Origin of the sequence: Parabacteroides sp. D25 (genome assembly GCF_000307475.1) — a bacterium.
GTDB classification, from domain to species: Bacteria; Bacteroidota; Bacteroidia; order Bacteroidales; family Tannerellaceae; genus Parabacteroides; species Parabacteroides distasonis.
The window spans coordinates 21,007-39,236 of record NZ_JH976504.1 but is presented as its reverse complement, the minus strand read 5'-3'; the positions used below and the strand labels follow the sequence as shown (position 1 = coordinate 39,236).

Below are 18,230 nucleotides of genomic sequence, written 5' to 3'. Positions count from 1 at the left end.
GATAATCTTTTGTGCTCACAGTCAAGGTTAAACTCGAAAAACATATAACTTCAAAATGAATTTATAACATCATTTTGTTTTGATGTTGGCAAAGGTAAGCCTTTATTTGTAAATAACAATTTTTTATCATGTTTTTTTTACTATTATATCTTTTTTTTCTTCTCTAGAATATTTTCGTTTTAATTTATGGCCTCTCTTGTGCTCGGATATTCAAAAAAACGCAATGGAAAGTTCAAGAGATGAAAGCAGGGCATAAAAAGGGTGTGTCATGACACACCCTCTTGTGAAACCATAAAAAGGATTTTCAGCCACAATGGAAATAAGTATTGACCAGCTTCAACATCTCTTCCGGATTATTCTCTAGGTCCTTGCGTAAAGAAGCGTCATCATAAGATTCCAGTTTATGGATGATGCCGTCTATCATACTCGGACTAAACACATTATATTTTTCAAAAACAGCACGCTGTTGTCTTAAACGGGCGGCTGAGGCTGCGCAACTGTCTGGGAGTTGATCCAATGTCTTTAGGCGATCTTGATTCTCTTCCTTATGAATATTCACGTTTACATAAGTCTTCTCAGCGATCTCCAAAGCATCGTCGATCTCAAAACCATGGCGGCACGCAACTGCCAATCCTGCCAATAATTGGTATAAATCAGCGGAGCCATCCGGTGAGCGCATCTCGACCGTTTGCTTTTGGCTCGTATCATAATGGCTGGCAGGTTCCAATGGGTTCGCCAAAGCACACATGTCCGTTTTTGCGGCCCAACCTAGCGGAACACGGACTAAAACTGAACGATTCCGATCTCCCCAACAAATATTCGTAGGTGCTTCTTGGTGTGGAACCAAGCGGAAATATGAGGTTGGGTTCGTATTTCCAAAAGCCGTAATAGAGGAAGCTAAGCACATCATTCCAGCGATAGCCTTACGGGCGGTTTCGGATAAGATACCATTCGCTAACATCTGATTCTTGCCATCTTTCATGATACGCATATGGACATGCAGACCGGAACCTGCTTTTCCCACCGTAATTTTCGGAGCGAAAGTGATGTTATATCCATATTCATGCGCTAGATTGCGGATCGCCCATTTAGCGATCATCAATTGATCCGCTGCATTTTCCGCAGGACATGGTAAGAACTCGATCTCATTTTGCTCATAGATCAAACCATTTAACGTAAAGTTACCAACTTCTGAATGACCATATTTAATTTGTCCCCCGGCTTGCGCTATGCAGTGCATGCACTCCGTCCGGAACTCATTGAACTTAGCGTAAGGAGCGGATTCATGATAACCTTTTTGGTCGGTAGCAGGGAAAACGCCTTCATCCGGTGCGATTACGTAATATTCTAATTCACCCATTGCCTCAAAATCCATTCCCGTCACCTCATGAAAAGCCTTACAAGCTTTATGCAAGGTATATTCCGGGGAACTTTCTAAGGGTTCTCCATCCTTATTGAAGAATGAGCAAAGCATGGTAAGCGTAGGTAATTCCGCAAACGGATCCTCGAAAGCCGTACGGAAACGGGGCACCACATACAGGTCACTACTTCCCGCCTCGATAAACGAGAAAAGACTAGAGCCATCCACACGCTCACCGCAAGTCAAGATCGCATCCAGATAGGCCGCATTGTTGATTACAAAGTTTAGTGTTTTCAAACGTCCGTCGCCTGCAGGATACATAAAATTAACCATCTGGATATCTTTCTCATAGATATAACGGATAATGTCCTCTTTCGTAAACTCGGACGCTGGCTTTTGTAAAAACTCCACTAATACGTTGGGAGTCATTTCTAGTTCTTTGTTCATGTCTTATATTGATTATGTTTATAGTGTAGAGAAAAACTTTCCTTTGGAACTGCTAACCGGAATCAAGCTAGAGATCGCTTCAGCAACCTCTATAGGTCGGTCAGACTCTATGATGTCCACGCCTTGACGGATGATCATACGGTATGCTTCAGCACGACTTTCGGGTGTGGATAGTTTATCGTCGGAGGGAGCGGTAGATATCATGCACATGACACCTCTTTCATGTAACATATCGATCACCTCACGGACTTCGGGGGTAATCTTAGGTCCTACGTAAGCCATGATATGATTCCAAGGTATACCGTTATCCTCATAGTCTTGAACCGCCTCTTTCGTTTTTACAAAAGCCTCAAACATGAAATTCGGATTTTTCTCGTAAAAGAAACGAGCCGAGGCACCATCATGAACCGTAATCATTACATAAGGTTCCGCTTGCATATCGGTAATCAACTGAGCAGTGCGCTCCATAGGAACATCCTTCTTATCAAGGATTAGGATTGTTTTTCCACGAGCCCAACGAATCGCTTCCTCTAAAGTCGGGATACGATAGTTTGTGATATTTCCTTCGGGATCCTTCAAACGGAAATTTTGCAATTCTTCCCAAGTATAATCAGAAACTTTCCCGGTCCCATTACTGGTACGCTCCAGTGTATCATCGTGGAAAAGGACGATAACACTATCTTTGGTTAACCTCGGATCTATCTCGAACGTGGCAGGAGTATAAGAGAGGGTATTTTCAAAGGTTTCCATACTGTTCTCAGGATAGCCTTTTCCCCGTCCACCTCGGTGTCCGCTAATTAAAGGAATTCGGTCATCCGCATATTGGTAGAAAGATATCAAATCATCTACATTTGATATCTGTAGCGTATTCATTCCGTTGTATTCAAGCTCCTCCTTTGGCGTGTTCAATACGCAAGAACCACAAAGCAGGGCCAGCATTAAAAATCTGGCGGATAAATTGAGTTTCATTTCACGATCGTATTTTAGGTGAATGATTCTTTCTATCCGCCAAACTTACACAAAATAAATGATTTTACAGAGTTAGCACCTTAATATTCGTCAACTTTCTGGTCTACACGGAACTTATCCAAACGTGCTTGCAGGCGAGTTTGGATATCGGCATATTCCGGATTATCGTATAAATTATTCAGCTCATTCGGATCACTTTGCAAATCGTAAAGCTCGTTGCAGCTAATCGCATCATTATGCTCATTCTTCTCTCCATAGAAATGGATCAATTTATAACGACTGTCACGCACGCCATCGTGACGACGTACCATATGGATAGCTGGATAATCATAATAATGATAATACAGATACTCGCGCCAATCTTTTGGAGTCTCGCCTCCAAACAAGGGGACTAAAGAAGTTCCTACCATATAATCAGGTTTCTCGATACCGGCTATATCCAGATAAGTCGAGGCATAGTCAATGTTCTGTACTAAGGCTGTACATTCACTTCCCGCCTTGATTTTAGCAGGATAACGGATAATCAACGGCGTACGGAAAGATTCCTCATACATGAAACGTTTGTCGAACCAGCCATGTTCACCCATGTAAAAACCTTGATCCGAGGTATAAACGATCACGGTATTATCCATAAGCCCTTCTTTTTCCAAATAGGCGATCAAACGCCCCACCTCATCGTCAATAGATTTGATGCAACGTACGTAATCCTTGATATAACGTTGATATTTCCATTTAACCAAATCCTCGCCTTTCAGGTTCTCGTTAATGAATTTTTCGTTGCGGGGCTTATAAGAAGCGATCCAAGCCTCCCGTTGTTCCGGGGTCATACGATCCAAAGAGGCCTGCCAGCCATCAATATTCCATTCCTTTTTATAAGCCTCCTTATCTTTAAGCTCATCTACCTTCAAATCATAAACCAAAGTCATATTTTTGTCTATACTCATCTCTTGTGTACGTGCGGCATCGCAACGAGTGGCATAATTATCATTGAAAGTATCTGGATATGGGAACTCTACATCCTCATATAAATCCATATATTTTGTATCCGGCATCCAGTTACGATGTGGAGCCTTATGATGAACCAGCAGGCAGAAAGGCTTATCCTTATCCCTCTCTTCCAAAAACTCGATAGCGTGATCGGTCGTAAGGGTCGTCGCATATCCCTCTTCTTTTACATACTTGCCATTCGATTCTTTGCTTTTAAACTCCGGATTATAATAATCTCCCTGATCCCATAACACATGATAATAATCAAAACCTTTCGGTTCACATTGCATATGCCATTTACCGACAACACCTGTCTGATAACCGTGCTGTTGTAAGATTTCAGAGAAGAATACTTTTGTCGTATCAATACCTTTTCCTAATTGTCTTTGTCCGTTTTGATGGCTATAAAGACCGGTCATCAAACATGCACGGCTAGGAGTAGACAGAGAATTCTCTACGAAAGCTTGCCGGAACAACATTCCTTCCGCAGCCAAACGATCTAAATTTGGTGTTGGTGCCAATTTACCTAGCGCATGTCCATAAGCGCTAATAGTTTGATACGAATGATCATCCGTCATGATATGAATGATATTGAGCGGCTTCTCTGCCACTTCTTTTTGCCCGGTTCCGCATGCGGAGAATAAAAGGGCAGGGGCTAATATAGCTCCATAATTAATAGTATTTTTCATATATAATTATTTTATGTAACCTACTTCCCGACGATTCAAACCTATTTGTCCCGTGAGATCATCTCCCAGATCCAACCGAGCCTCTTCTGCTATAGATTGTAATAGACGAACCACCTCCGGATATTGATCTTTCACATCATATCTTTCTCCCGGATCTCTACGCAAATCATATAATCGTACTGGCTAATTGATTGTAAACAGTACCTCTAGGAATCACTCCTTTCCAACACATGATACAAGGAACACGTTGTCCTCCCTCAAACGTGGTAGCTTTCGCTTCTCTCAAACCTCCGGTACTCCCGGCATGATTACCAAAACTAAACCAAGGCCCATTATCCGACGTAAAGATAATCAAAGTATTTTCATCTAGGTTTAATTCCTCTATTGTTTCTAGAACTTGTTGGACACTCCAATCTACCTCAAGCATGACATCCCCATATAAACCTTGTTTACTCTTGCCTCTAAATTTGTTAGATACAGCAAGCGGAACATGTGGCATCGAGTGAGCAAAGTAAAGAAAAAATGGTTGTTCACGATTCTTTTTGATAAACTGGATCGCCCGTTCCGTATATAATGTAGTAAGCTCGGCTTGATCATCCAATGTCCACAATTCTCTTATTTTTTCATTTCCGTCGATTAATGGTAATGTCGGATGCCGTAATTTGTTTGGTAAATTAGATGCTGGAGTCACTCTATTCCCGTCATAATCTACTGGCCACATATCATTGGAATAAGGCAACCCAAGATACTCATCAAATCCTTGTTGCAAAGGCAAAAATGGATAAAGGTGACCTAAATGCCATTTACCGACCATTCCACAAGAATAACCTCTAGTTTTTAATATTTCCGGAAGAGTTTCCTCATTAGGGGCCACTCCTATACGGCCTTGAGGCATCAATGCCTCCGAAATCCCCACTCGATTTGGATAACACCCTGTAATTAATCCGGCTCTCGATGCGCTACTTATAGGTTGGGCTGCATAAAAGTGGGTAAAAAACATTCCTTCAGAGGCCAGTCGGTCAATAGTAGGCGTGTTATATCCAGAAGCACCGGTGATTGTTAAATCGCCATATCCCATATCATCCATAAAAAAGATCACGATATTAGGAAGTTTGTCCCGGGCTTGTATAATAACCGGGGTAACAGTTGCTACCCCAGTTATAAATAACAATTTTCTAATATCCCGCATTTTGTACTAAATTAGGATTCAAGTCTATCTCGGATTGAGGGATCGGCATAAGGATCATATGCTCCTTGATATTTTGCGCAATCTCAGTTTTATTAGCTTCCGCTACTTTTGCTTCATATGCACTATGCTCTTTCATTCGTTGAATAAATGTACCGGTACGTACTAAATCGAACCAACGATGTCCTTCGTGAGGGAATTCCAGCCGTCGTTCATTTAATATAGCTGTACGAAACTCATCCTTCGACATAGGTTTAAAGTTTCCAGAATCATCACCAAAAGCACGTTCCCGTATCCTGTTTAACATAGCGAGAGCCTTTGTAGATTTGCCCACCTCATTTAATGCCTCTGCATACATTAATATAGCGTCCGCATACCTGATAATGTGCATATTTACATCGCAACGGTCACCCGTTTCAAGCCCTTCAACCCAGAACTTACCGCTAAGTGGTATACTTGATTTCAATATTTCACCGGTTTTAAGATGAGCGAACTCTGTTTTAAAATTAGTCTTTTTTCTCAAATCTCGATTATCAAACTGGTCATACAATTCTTGTGTTGGGATATCAGCCTCATTAAGGGCAGAGATTCCTAAGCTCCCCGGAATGGAATATTTCGGACCAGCAAGCGCCATTTCACCATTATGTTGAAATGGAGGTTCTTTATACTCAATATAAAGTACAGCCTCAATACCAGCCTCTGTATCTCGAAGCCAGTTCGCATGGTAATCTTTGTGTAAACCGAAACCATATTCAGATTCATGCTCGACTACCTCTGCCAATTTATCTTTCGCCTTTTGGAAATCCCCTTTAGTTAAATAGACTTTACCGAATAAAATTTTAGCGGCTCCTTTGTTGATACGGCCCTCATCGGAAGCTGAATATTCAGATCTTAAAGGAAGATGTTCTTCCGCAAATGTAAGATCTTCTATAATCTGATCATAAATCAGTTCTTTAGAATCACGTGGTCCTTTTGAATCTTCTACGGTCTTCAAGTCTAAGATCAAAGGAACATCGCCGAAGAAACGAACGAGGTTGAAATAGTATAGAGCACGAAGTGTACGAGCCTCAGCGATCAATCGGTTCTTTTTACTTTCATTCATTTTGATCTCTGGAATCTTAGCAATCGCCGTATTTGCCCTAGAAATACCGGAATAACAATTTTTCCACATATCTTTTACAAATGTATTCTGAGAGTTAAATCGCAGAAACTCCAAGTCTTGTAAGTTTGCGTTCGGCATACCTAAACCATTTTTCATCATATCGGTAGGTAGCTCTGCCATCATATACATCAAACGGTTATATAAGCTGTTTAATTGCTGATAAGTAGCATCTACCGCTGCCTGTGCGTCTTTCTCGCTTGTATAAAAATTATCCACGACCAAACGGTCCACGGGATTCTCGTCAAGGAAAGAACAACTGTTGATTCCACAAGAGAAACAGAAAGCTGAAAATATATATATGAACGATTTTTTCATTTTGAGTCGATTTAAAAGTTATTTAATGTCCAATTTGATGCCAAACATAAAGGTACGGGCTTGCGGATAACCGCCAAAGTCCTCTCCTGCCTCTAAAGTTGAAGCGCCTCGATAGCTCACTTCCGGATCATAGCCTCTGTATTTAGTCCAAGTCAATAAGTTTTGTCCGGTTACGTACAATCGCAGACCTCCGATATGTTTCCAATTTAATTTCGGGAAACTATAAGACAATGAGACTGTTTTTAATTTCAAGAAAGAACCGTCTTCAATGAACCGATCACTTACGATATTATTCCGATTCGTTGTCGCTTTTTGGTATTCATTACTTGGATTCGTAGGTGTCCAACGGTTCACGAGATCCTGATATACATTTTGTCCACCAGTCGGCGACTCAAGCTCCATTGCGTTATAATTGAAAATCTTATTCCCATATGAGTATTGTAAGAATACGTTCAACTCAAATCCTCTATAAGCAAACGTGTTGGTCATACCTCCAAAGAATTTCGGATTTGCGTCTCCCAATATCTCCCGATCGTTTGTGGCATCAATCTTACCGTCTCCATTCAAGTCCTTATAACGACGGAGTCCGACACCGATAGGCGAGGGTGAAGAAGTTTGTTGAGCACATTCTGCTTCATTTTGGAAAATGCCGTCAAAACGATAGCCATAAAATACTCCAATTGGTTGACCAACGATCAAGCGACGGATATCACTCGTCTTTAAATGATCGTCGTATGTACCTACATCTTTATACGTTTCCCCACCCAACTCTAATACTTTATTCCGGTTGAATGAAATATTAAAGGCTGTTGTCCATGAGAATGCCCCGCTTAAGTTGTCACTCTCAATAGAAAGCTCGTAACCTTTATTTTGGACACTACCAATATTTTTCAACATAGAATCATAACCGGAGGCGCTAGGAATCGCTACATTATATAATAAGTCCGTTGTTTTTTTATAATAATAGTCGGCCGTTAAACGTAAGCGATTATTAAATAGCCCAAGATCAAAACCAATATCAAATTGCCCTGTTTTTTCCCATTTCAAGTCAGGATTAGGTATCCTGTTCGGATAAAATCCAGAAACCAATTGATTTCCGATTGTCCAACTATTACTTTCCAATGTAGCCAAGGATTCGTAAACTCCGATTTCTGTATTTCCAGTGAAGCCATAACTGGTACGTAACTTTAAATTATTAATGACAGCTTTAACCGGTTCCATAAAACCTTCCTCAGAGATACGCCATGCCACAGAACCCGAAGGGAAAAATCCATACTTATTGTTGCCACCAAAACGAGAAGAACCATCCACACGTCCGTTAACAGAGAATAAATACCGGTCATATAACGAATAATTAATACGTGCCAAATAAGACATAAGGCTCCATTGAGTAGCAGAAGATTCCGGTTTATCATAAATAGATCCGGCTCCTAGGTTATTATACTTCATGACATCGTTCACGAAATTAGAAGATGCTCCCGTTACGGATTCCACATTATTTCTTTGAATGGTGAAGCCTCCTAAAATATTCAAGGAATGAATATCCTTGAATGTCTTATTCCAAGTAAGTATATTCTCGTTCAGCCAGTTAATAGAACGGTTTACACCGACTTTCGCAGATGCGATACCTAACGATTGGTAGATATTTGACGGAGTATATTTATTTTGCTTCAAATACATAATATCCATCCCCAAAGATACTTTAAGCTTTAAGTCTTTTAAGAATTCCCATTCCGCATAAACATCACCTAACACACGTGTAGTCGCATTATTGTATATTTCTTCTTTTGCGGTAGCTACCGGATTCGGGATTAATAACCCGGGGTCGTTAGTTGGCGTATACTCACCCGTCTCTTCATTCGCATAGACAGACTGGATGGGATTCATTTTCAAAGCGCCGTTCACGACTCCGTCACGTCCACCGACATCTGTTGCCGATGTTCTACTGATCGTGTGGGTACCAGACATATGAGTGCCGACTTTCAGTGTATTGAATATTTGTCTATCAAGATTCAATCGTAATGAGTAACGTTTGAAATCCGAGTTAATAATTACACCCTTTTGATCAAAATACCCCCCTGAGATCGCATATGTTGTTTTGTTATCACCTCCGGAAAACGTCAATTGATAACTTTGAATCATAGCTGGACGGAAAATTTCATCTTGCCAATTTGTTCCATTACCCAATTTAGCGATTTCGCCTAATTGTGTAGTGTTATAGGGCGCATCCAATCCATCGTTCGTATAGGCCTCATTAACCAATGCCGCATATTCTTGCGCATTCATGACATCGATGGTTTTTGCTACGTTTTGTACACCAAAACTAGATTCAAAAGTTATTATATCACGTCCCTTCTTACCACTCTTCGTCGTAATAAGTACAACACCATTAGCGGCACGTGCTCCATAAATGGCTGTTGCGGAAGCATCTTTTAGAATCTCGATAGATTCAATATCAGAAGGGTTTACCGTAGATAATCCACTGATTTGTGTATTACCACCCGTCGAGCCGAAACCTGTCCCACTATATACGGGAAAACCATCGATTACATAAAGCGGCTCATTTCCTCCTTGTAAAGAGCTACTACCACGTACACGGATAGACGCTACCGCTCCGGGCATACCCGAAGTTTGCGTAACTTGTACACCGGAAGCCCGGCCTACTAATCCTTGGTCGATAGAAGTCATAGGAGTTTGTTGTATCTCTGTTGTTTTTACAGAGGAAACAGCTCCTGTCAGATTACTTTTTTTCACAGAACCGTAGCCGATAACTACAACTTCATCAATTGTCTTCGAGTCTTCTATCATCATGATAGAAAGATTGTTTTGATTTTTAACCGCCACTTCTTTAGGAGTATAGCCGATATAGGATACAAGTAAAGTAGCTTGATCGGGTACCTCTAATGTGAAATTGCCATCCATGTCAGTAATTGTACCAGTTGTAGAGCCTTTTACTACTACGTTCGCTCCAATGATAGGTTCATTCTTCTCATCTGTCACTTTTCCGGTTATTTTTTTATTATTCGTAATCATAGGATGAGAAGCTTTCTCGTTTGTTTTGTAAATAACAATATGCTTTTCGTTAATGGTATAAGCCAGTCCTTGAGTGGCTAGTAGCCTATCTAATACATTTGCGATATTCTGATTATTGATATTTACAGAAACCTTACGGCCTAGATTAATCTCATCGTTTCTATACCAAAACGAATACTCACTCTGTTGCTTGATCGCCTCAAGAGCTTGTTCCAACGTGGCATCTTCCAAATGAAGAGAAATCTCGTTGACCTGCGAATAACTTACGGTAGCCGATGCGCAGAAAATAGTCAACATACATAGTACTAGGGATAATCTCATAATATTAACGATTTTATGGAAGTGAGAAATCGGCGAATAACGCCTAATATTTAATTTAAAATGCATATCTTCGTATTGATTTTAGGTTTGTAATTGTGTCGCTATAATTCGAACTAAGATCATTCTCTCAAAACGGAAGATGTTGGTAGCATTTTCCGTTTTTTTGTTATTTTCATGTCGTGTCTTTCATATTCGTATCATTTTTATAAGATTAATACTCAATTGTTTTATTTCTCATAGATGCATATACTGTCACCTCGCATGGTGTAGTCCGTTCGTTTATCTGCGGTAATAATCCGAAGTATTTGCTCTAAGTTTTCACCCCGCACAAAATCACCTGAAAAAACGGTTCTTTGAAGTTTTGCCGGTTCAACCGATATATGTACATTGAACCGACGTTCTAGTTGCTTGGCTATCTCTAGAAAGGTTACACTTTTAAAGTAGAACTTACCTTCTTTCCATGATGTATAGTAGTCTAAATTTACTTCATATTTCGAAAAAGACTGTTTCATCTTATTGAAAAGAGCTTGTTGGCCCGGAGAAATGTACATCATGTCGTGATGTTCTCCTAGTCCGACACCTACTTTTCCTTCAGTAAGAGTGACCTCTATATGGTCATCTTCTTTATAGGCTTTCACGTTAAACTTAGTTCCAAGTACCTTCACCTTCACGTTTTCCGCACTTACGATAAATGGGTGGTCCTTATCATGTGATACTTCGAAGAAAGCTTCCCCGTTCACTTTCACTTCTCTTTGGCTTGAGACAAAAGCGGCCGGATAGCTAAGGGTAGTACCTGCGTTCAGAATCACTCGTGTTCCATCCGATAAAACAATCGATGACCTCATGCCCATCGGGTTTGCCATCTCGACCATTTGGCTGTTTTGGTTCTTATAGCCTTCATGATATGAGATATAATTAGAGACTCCCAGTAAAAGAGCAATAGAGGCGGCGATAGCGGATGCTTTCAACCAAAATCTTTTACGTAGATTACGATGGATACGACGGTTCACCTCAAGGAAAATATCCTCTTTCATCTCATCACCCATTTGCTTTATGACCTCTTTTCTTGTTTCCATATTTTGTCTTTCTTATGATGAGGAGTAAGGGTATGCTAAATTCGTTTAAAGGGATTGGCTATTTTTTTCGAAAAAAATAATGAGGAAGTTATAAATGGAGGCTTTTTCCCATGAGATCATTATCTTTGTACGAAACATATCGGTGAAATTATGGACGAGAAAGTGCTCGAGAAATTGAAAATCTTGGCCGAGTCGGCAAAATATGACGTATCCTGCGCTTCCAGCGGAACCTCCCGTTCGCATAAGAGCGGGGCTATAGGAAGTGCCGCTGGATGGGGTATTTGCCATAGTTTCGCTGAGGACGGACGGTGTATCTCGCTTTTAAAGATCATGCTGACGAATTATTGTATGTACGATTGCGCCTACTGCATCAACCGGCGAAGTAATGATTTACCGAGAGCTACGCTTTCCGTTACCGAGTTGGTGAATCTTACGATCGAGTTTTACCGACGTAATTACATTGAAGGATTGTTTTTAAGCTCCGGCGTGGTCCGAAACCCGGATTACACGATGGAACGGTTGGTGAGAGCCATCAAGGATTTGCGCCTCGTACATCACTTCAATGGATACATACATATGAAGAGTATCCCCGGAGCCAGCCAAGAATTGGTAAATGAGGCTGGGCTTTACGCCGATCGTTTAAGCGTGAATATAGAGATCCCGAATGAGGCGAGCTTGCGGACTCTAGCTCCGGAAAAGGATTTTAAAAGCGTATTTGCCCCTATGCGTTATATCCAACAAGGTGTATTACAAAGCGCCGAGGAACGCAAGCGTTTCCGGTATGCCCCACGATTCGCTCCCGCCGGGCAAAGCACACAGATGATCGTTGGCGCTACGGCGGATACCGACAAGGATATACTTCGTCTATCATCGGCCTTATATCAGAGACCTACGATGAAGCGTGTTTACTATTCGGGATTCATTCCGGTAAATGCGTATGATAACCGTCTTCCGGCACTTACCACGCCTCCGCTGGTCCGTGAGAATCGTTTATATCAAGCGGATTGGTTATTGCGTTTTTATCAATTCAAGGTAGATGAGATTGTCAATGACGCATATCCGGATCTGGATCTAGACGTGGACCCGAAGTTGGCTTGGGCCCTGCGGCATCCGGAGGTCTTTCCAGTAGATATCAATAAAGCGGATTACGAGATGCTTCTTCGGGTTCCGGGAATTGGCGTGAAATCGGCAAAGATCATAATTGTTTCCCGGCGTTACGCTAATCTCGGTTCAGAGCAGTTGAAGAAAATAGGAGTGGTCATGAAAAAGGCTAGCTATTTTATTACTTGCCGGGAACTCCCGACGCAGACCGTGAATGAGGTCAGCCCTGAAACCGTCCGGCAACTATTGACGAGAAAGAGCGGAAAGAAAGTAGACGATCGGCAGCTTATACTGCCTTTTATAGATTAACGCCTGTTTTATAAGAAGGATTGATAATGATTATATTTGTTTACGACAAGACTTTTGAGGGATTGCTTACCGCTGTATTCGATGCCTATTCCCGCCGGACTTTTCCGGATTTGTTAGTAACCGAGGGCGAGCCATTTCCATTGTTCTATGACGAGGCGATCCGGATTTATACGGACGACCGGAAAGCAGAGCGGGTATGGAAAGGGCTTGAGAAGAAAATCTCCAAGTCTTCTCTTTCCGGGTTGACGGTAACTTGGTTGTCGGAATTACCGGAAGTAGACCTGTTGTTATTCAGATATATCCGCAAAGCGATCGATGCTCCAGCCACGATTGAGTTCAATCTTGGTGACCCGGACATATTGGAAACGGCCAAGATCTGGAAGAAAGTAAACAACGAACGCTTGCGAGTGATGCAATTCTTTCGTTTCCAAAAAGCGGCGGATGGAACTTACTTTGCTGCCATCGCACCTATATATAACGTATTACCTTTGGTATTACCTTATGCGCAAGACCGTTTCGCTGATCAGCAATGGCTCATTTACGACTTAAAAAGAGAGTATGGATATTATTATGATCTTAACGATACGATAGAAGTCCGTTTCGAAGAGAAAGATTCACACTTATTGACCGGATTGCTTAGTGAGGATATCATGGATAAGGATGAGAAACTTTTTCAAAGTATGTGGAAGGAGTATTTTAAGTCTATCGCTATCAAGGAGCGTTTAAACCCACGGCTTCATCGCCAACATATGCCGGCTCGTTTTTGGAAATATATGCCGGAGAAGAGATAATAGTATAATTGCTATTAATCAGCCAATTACAGTTTTTGTTAATTTCATTATCGAAAAACTAAAGTTTTTTCAGCAGGAAACTAGAGTTTCTCCATTGGAAAACTTTTGTTTCATCTAAGGAAAACTAAAATTTCGTGCTATAGAAAAAAATGTTTCTCTCATATAAAACCAGCCTGTTATTTAACGAAAAAGGGATGAGCTTAATATCAAGTCCATCCCTTCTTATTACAATCAACACGTTTCTCTTATAGCTCACGAATCCAGATATTACGGAAGCTGATCGGCTCGCTAGGATCGCCATGGCTCTGTAGGATGATAGGGCCTGCGCCATGTTTCTTCACTTGTGGGAAACCGATCCACTCTGTCGTACCCAATATCGTCGTATGGTTCTGCAAAACCACGCCATTCTGGATAACCGTTACGGTTGGATGCGTGCGATAAGAACCATCTTCCTTGAAAGTGGGGGCGGTATAAATGATATCGTATACGTTCCATTCGCCCGGTTTACGCATGGCGTTGGCCAAAGGAATGGATTGTTTGTAGATACTACCAGTCTGGCCGTTCACGTAAGTCGGGTTATTGTAGCAGTCTAACACTTGAACCTCATACATCCCTTGCAGGAAAATACCGCTGTTACCTCTCGACTGGCTCTCACCGGTAATATTCGTCGGGACCTGCCACTCGATGTGCATCTGGAAATCGTTGAATTTCTGTTTGGTCTGGATGTCACCCTTCTTCTTGTTTACGGTAAATACGCCATCTTTTACATCCCATTCGGCGGCACCGCCCTTTACGCTCTCCCAAGCGGAAAGATCCTTGCCGTCAAACAAAACGATAGCGTCGGAAGGAGCCGTGAAACCTCCACCTTTTAAATCTGTACCCGGAGTGACTACCGGCGGAACAGGTTCGTAAAACTCGGACATCTCATGCGTGATACCCGCATAACCTGTAGGCATCTTGAACTCTTTTTTCTTGTCTTGAGCGACAACGGTAACGCAACCCGCTAAAGCGAAAGCCGCAACTGTAAGCAATCTTTTGTTCATGGTCTAAAATGATTTATTAGTTAGTTAACATTTCTTGCTGCAAATATACCGTTTTTTGCCGAGACTGATAACGATTTGTCAGAAATCTTATTGATTATGATCAAATAATCTTTTCTCGGCCAACTGCTCAAACTTGGTGTTCGGACGACCGTAATTGCAATACGGATAAATACTTATACCGCCTCTCGGTGTGAATATACCAGTAATTTCGATATATTTCGGATCCATTAATTTTATCAAGTCCTTCATGATAATATTCACGCAATCCTCATGAAACGCCCCATGGTTGCGGAAGCTGAATAAGTAAAGCTTCAAGCTCTTGCTCTCTACCATTTTCACGTCGGGGATATAATCGATATGAATCGTAGCGAAATCCGGTTGTCCGGTAATCGGGCAGAGACTGGTGAATTCCGGGCAATTAAACCGTACCCAATAATCATTTCCTTGATGCTTGTTCGTAAATGCCTCCAATACCTCCGGAGCGTAATCCTGTTTATATACGGTAGAGCCACCTAATAAATGCAACTCTCCTTCTTGTTTTCTCTCGTCCATTTCTTTCATTTACTTTTGATTCTCTTCTTTCCTTTTCAGATATTTCTCCAATCCGTCCTTACGAAGTTTGCAAGCCGGACAATGCCCACATCCCTCAGCCATAACACCGTTATAGCAAGTCAGCGTCTGCGTACGTACTAGATCAAAGACGCCCAGTTCGTCCGACAATTCCCAGACTTCGCTCTTATCCCGGTCCATAAGCGGGGTATGAATTACGAATTGCTCATCCATCGCCAGATTTAATGTTACGTTAAGAGAACGCACGAACGTATCCCGGCAATCCGGATAACCACTATAATCAGCCTCGGAGACACCCGTTACCAAATGATAAATCCCCTTACCACGGGCTAAGATAGCGGCGAAAGTAAGGAATACCATATTACGGCCGGGCACAAACGTATTCGGATAGCTATCCTCCGGCTTCTCTTGATCCATCTCTATGCTCGCATTCGTAAGCGAGCAATTGGGATCTAACTGGCTGATAAGCGATACGTCCAATAACTGAAAAGGTACGTCCGCATCCGCAGCGATCTTTCGAGCGACCTCTATTTCCAAGGAATGTTTCTGTCCGTATGTGAAGCATACGGCCTCTACACGTGAAAAATGCTTCTTCGCCCAGAAAAGGCAAGTCGTGGAATCTTGTCCACCCGAGAAGCATACCAAAGCGGCATCTTGTTGTTTCATATCTTTCTTGTTTTTAATACGTGGTTTAGCAAGCACACGGAAAAGACATCTTTTCAGCCACAAAGATACGCTTTTTTTTAATTCTTTCGAGCGGCGATAAGCAACATCATCGGACGGTGAAGTTCGTCTCGCATCCCGGGAACCGTATCCAGCATCGATTCGTCCGGTTGAGGCTCCACCAGATGGGTGATACAGAAACCCGCCTTGATCAATCCGTTCACGTAAGTCGTAAGTGTCTTATGATATTTGGTTACATCCTCTCCCAAAAAACGAGCATGCCGGACTCCCTCTTGAAAATAATGATCCACCGGCCAATGCGCAGGTTTCCCCGCCGAATCGTAAATCCAATCTTGATTGCCATAAGCAGTAAAAACGGGATGTTCCACAGAGAAGACAAAGACACCCTCTTGCGTTAAACATTTATATACCTCTGTACAAACCGTATCGAACGACTCGAGATAATGGAATGTCAAGGAGCTGATCACGATGTCAAAAGAATTTGGAGCAAAATCAAAATCCTCGATTGCTATTCTTTTATATTCGATCAACGGGGAGGAATTTATCTCCCGTGCCTTGTCTAACATCTTCCCAGAAAGGTCAATGCCTAAAGCGAAGGTCGCCCCTCGCTCTATGGCATATCGACAATGCCAGCCAAAACCACACCCTAAATCCAATACACGCTTTCCGTTAAAATCAGGCAACATCTTCTTTAGCTCATGCCATTCTCCTGCTCCTCTCAGCCCTTGTACAGAGCGAGACATCTGACTGTATTGACTGAAAAAGCGTTCATCATCATACTTATTTTCTTTCATATTATATATTGTAGGGATATCTTGGCCGAAGATACTTATTTTTCGTAGATACCGACATGATTTCCTTCGCTATCTTCTAAAACGGCGAAGTATCCTTTATTTTCCGCTTCAATCTTTGTCTTGGGTATAATAATTTTACCCCCTTTATCCAATACTTTAGATAAAGTGTCCTCGATATCTTGGCTATTAAAATGGATTAAGATACCATCCGGCGAAGGTTGATAACTAGGAGCGTAGAACAAAGCCCCAACCACTTCTCCTTGCTCGATAAAACAAGCCATCTTCTCTGTCTCACACTCGAAAACCGATAGTTTTAACCCCAAAATAGTTTCATAGAAATTGATCGCTCGATAAAAGTCTACAGTTGGAATCTCGAAAAAAGCAATTAAATTGTTCATTTTGTTTTCTTTTTATAGTTACTGTTAATGTCCTCGCGAAGACATCACAAAAGTAGAGCGTATCGTATCTATAGGATAGAAGAAAAAGGACATCTTGATCACTCCGAGAAATAATCAGAATAAGGAGCGCATAAGGAAAGATACTCCGTGGGTGTATAGCCGGAAAACAGCTTAAACTCTTTTATCATATGTGACTGATCAGAAAACCCACATTCATAAGCTAATTGAGCGAATGAAATGGATGGATTCTGTTGTACCTTAAATAAAGCCCGTTGCATCCTAACGATACGAAGAAACTCTTTGGGCGTAGCTCCTACATAATCTAAGAAAATGCGGTTGAACTGTTTAGAACTTAGGCATGCGGTTTCAGATAACTCAGAAATATTAGTTTTCGCTTGTTCATTTATTTGATGGAGGACTGCGGATATTCGCTTTAAGTTATATTCATAGCCTTCAAACCTATAAAGACGGTGAATCAAAAACTGCTCGATCAAGCGGATGCAAGTTTCATGATCATCAGCCTCTATCACTTTTCTGGATAATATTGATAATTCCAAATCTTCTATAGCATCCACCGCTATAAGTTCTCCATAAAAGAACTTAAGGGGAAGTTGAAGGATGGCTCTTGCCGCATACGGCTGAAAAACAACCGTGATCATTTCAATCTTTCCGGCTGACATCACATCTGAAAAGTTGAGGCATTGCCCACAGATGAACGCTTGAGGCTGCGATTCTTTTTTTCCTACTAATAAAAGCCTTTTACCCCTATGAAATACTAATTGTATGCAGCCCGTTGGTAAAGTCCGTTCAGATACAGAAACATCCGCGCCATCTTCCAGTATCCAATAATATCTTACATAAGGAGTTAATATATGAATAGGCTTTATTATTTTAAATGACTGCATCTTATAGAATTTAATTTATCGGGGCAAAGATAAATAACCCCTAATCAATTCTATAGTAAAAAAGAGACATTTCATATTAATACTGCGACA

General features: G+C 41.4%; 16 protein-coding genes. 2 read left to right on the top strand and 14 right to left on the bottom strand.

What is annotated here, in order from left to right:
- Positions 1–304: 304 nt before the first annotated feature.
- The 8 genes from HMPREF0999_RS12845 to HMPREF0999_RS12815 form a co-directional block, all read right to left on the bottom strand.
- Complete coding sequence (locus HMPREF0999_RS12845; RefSeq protein WP_009276104.1) at positions 305–1,807, bottom strand: glutamine synthetase family protein; 1,503 nt, start codon at positions 1,805–1,807, stop codon at positions 305–307.
- 18 nt (positions 1,808–1,825) lie between these two features.
- Complete coding sequence (locus HMPREF0999_RS12840; protein ID WP_005858452.1) at positions 1,826–2,776, bottom strand: glycerophosphodiester phosphodiesterase family protein; 951 nt, start codon at positions 2,774–2,776, stop codon at positions 1,826–1,828.
- Positions 2,777–2,856: 80 nt separating this feature from the next.
- The gene (locus HMPREF0999_RS12835; protein ID WP_009276103.1) at positions 2,857–4,452 is read right to left on the bottom strand and encodes a sulfatase; all 1,596 of its coding nucleotides are present in this window, start codon (positions 4,450–4,452) and stop codon (positions 2,857–2,859) included.
- A 6-nt stretch (positions 4,453–4,458) separates the two neighbouring features.
- Positions 4,459–4,587 carry a hypothetical protein gene (locus tag HMPREF0999_RS23170; protein WP_012056225.1) on the bottom strand — a complete coding sequence of 43 codons (129 nt, stop codon included), beginning with the start codon at positions 4,585–4,587 and terminating at the stop codon, positions 4,459–4,461.
- A gap of 31 nt (positions 4,588–4,618) precedes the next feature.
- A complete protein-coding gene (locus HMPREF0999_RS12830) occupies positions 4,619–5,641 on the bottom strand; it encodes a sulfatase (RefSeq protein WP_005858448.1) in 1,023 nt (340 codons plus the stop codon).
- Positions 5,628–7,115 carry a RagB/SusD family nutrient uptake outer membrane protein gene (locus HMPREF0999_RS12825; protein ID WP_009276102.1) on the bottom strand — a complete coding sequence of 496 codons (1,488 nt, stop codon included), beginning with the start codon at positions 7,113–7,115 and terminating at the stop codon, positions 5,628–5,630. The genes HMPREF0999_RS12830 and HMPREF0999_RS12825 overlap by 14 nt, the downstream gene beginning before the upstream one ends.
- A gap of 18 nt (positions 7,116–7,133) precedes the next feature.
- Positions 7,134–10,445 (bottom strand): TonB-dependent receptor, encoded by a 3,312-nt coding sequence (locus tag HMPREF0999_RS12820; RefSeq protein ID WP_010181890.1) that lies wholly within the window; start codon positions 10,443–10,445, stop codon positions 7,134–7,136.
- Between the two features lie 251 nt (positions 10,446–10,696).
- Positions 10,697–11,545: a FecR family protein gene (locus tag HMPREF0999_RS12815; protein ID WP_009276100.1), complete on the bottom strand. Its 849-nt coding sequence runs from the start codon at positions 11,543–11,545 to the stop codon at positions 10,697–10,699.
- A 150-nt stretch (positions 11,546–11,695) separates the two neighbouring features.
- Between HMPREF0999_RS12815 and HMPREF0999_RS12810 the strand changes: the two genes are divergently transcribed.
- Together HMPREF0999_RS12810 and HMPREF0999_RS12805 are read left to right on the top strand one after the other, a co-directional pair.
- Positions 11,696–12,955, top strand: coding sequence for a putative DNA modification/repair radical SAM protein (locus tag HMPREF0999_RS12810; RefSeq protein ID WP_005868650.1), 1,260 nt, complete (start codon positions 11,696–11,698; stop codon positions 12,953–12,955).
- Between the two features lie 26 nt (positions 12,956–12,981).
- The gene (locus HMPREF0999_RS12805) at positions 12,982–13,746 is read left to right on the top strand and encodes a TIGR03915 family putative DNA repair protein (RefSeq protein ID WP_005858438.1); all 765 of its coding nucleotides are present in this window, start codon (positions 12,982–12,984) and stop codon (positions 13,744–13,746) included.
- 245 nt (positions 13,747–13,991) lie between these two features.
- On the opposite strand, the gene HMPREF0999_RS12800 is transcribed toward HMPREF0999_RS12805, so the two are convergent.
- From HMPREF0999_RS12800 to HMPREF0999_RS12775, 6 genes are all read right to left on the bottom strand, one after another.
- A complete protein-coding gene (locus HMPREF0999_RS12800; RefSeq protein ID WP_005858436.1) occupies positions 13,992–14,789 on the bottom strand; it encodes a DUF1080 domain-containing protein in 798 nt (265 codons plus the stop codon).
- Between the two features lie 87 nt (positions 14,790–14,876).
- Positions 14,877–15,341 carry a preQ(1) synthase gene (gene queF, locus HMPREF0999_RS12795; RefSeq protein WP_005858434.1) on the bottom strand — a complete coding sequence of 155 codons (465 nt, stop codon included), beginning with the start codon at positions 15,339–15,341 and terminating at the stop codon, positions 14,877–14,879.
- A 9-nt stretch (positions 15,342–15,350) separates the two neighbouring features.
- Complete coding sequence (queC, locus tag HMPREF0999_RS12790; protein ID WP_005858432.1) at positions 15,351–16,025, bottom strand: 7-cyano-7-deazaguanine synthase QueC; 675 nt, start codon at positions 16,023–16,025, stop codon at positions 15,351–15,353.
- 77 nt (positions 16,026–16,102) lie between these two features.
- The gene (locus HMPREF0999_RS12785; protein WP_009276099.1) at positions 16,103–16,837 is read right to left on the bottom strand and encodes a class I SAM-dependent methyltransferase; all 735 of its coding nucleotides are present in this window, start codon (positions 16,835–16,837) and stop codon (positions 16,103–16,105) included.
- Positions 16,838–16,872: 35 nt separating this feature from the next.
- Positions 16,873–17,235 carry a VOC family protein gene (locus HMPREF0999_RS12780; protein WP_005858428.1) on the bottom strand — a complete coding sequence of 121 codons (363 nt, stop codon included), beginning with the start codon at positions 17,233–17,235 and terminating at the stop codon, positions 16,873–16,875.
- Positions 17,236–17,333: 98 nt separating this feature from the next.
- The gene (locus HMPREF0999_RS12775; RefSeq protein ID WP_009276098.1) at positions 17,334–18,140 is read right to left on the bottom strand and encodes a helix-turn-helix domain-containing protein; all 807 of its coding nucleotides are present in this window, start codon (positions 18,138–18,140) and stop codon (positions 17,334–17,336) included.
- Between the last annotated feature and the right edge of the window lie 90 nt (positions 18,141–18,230).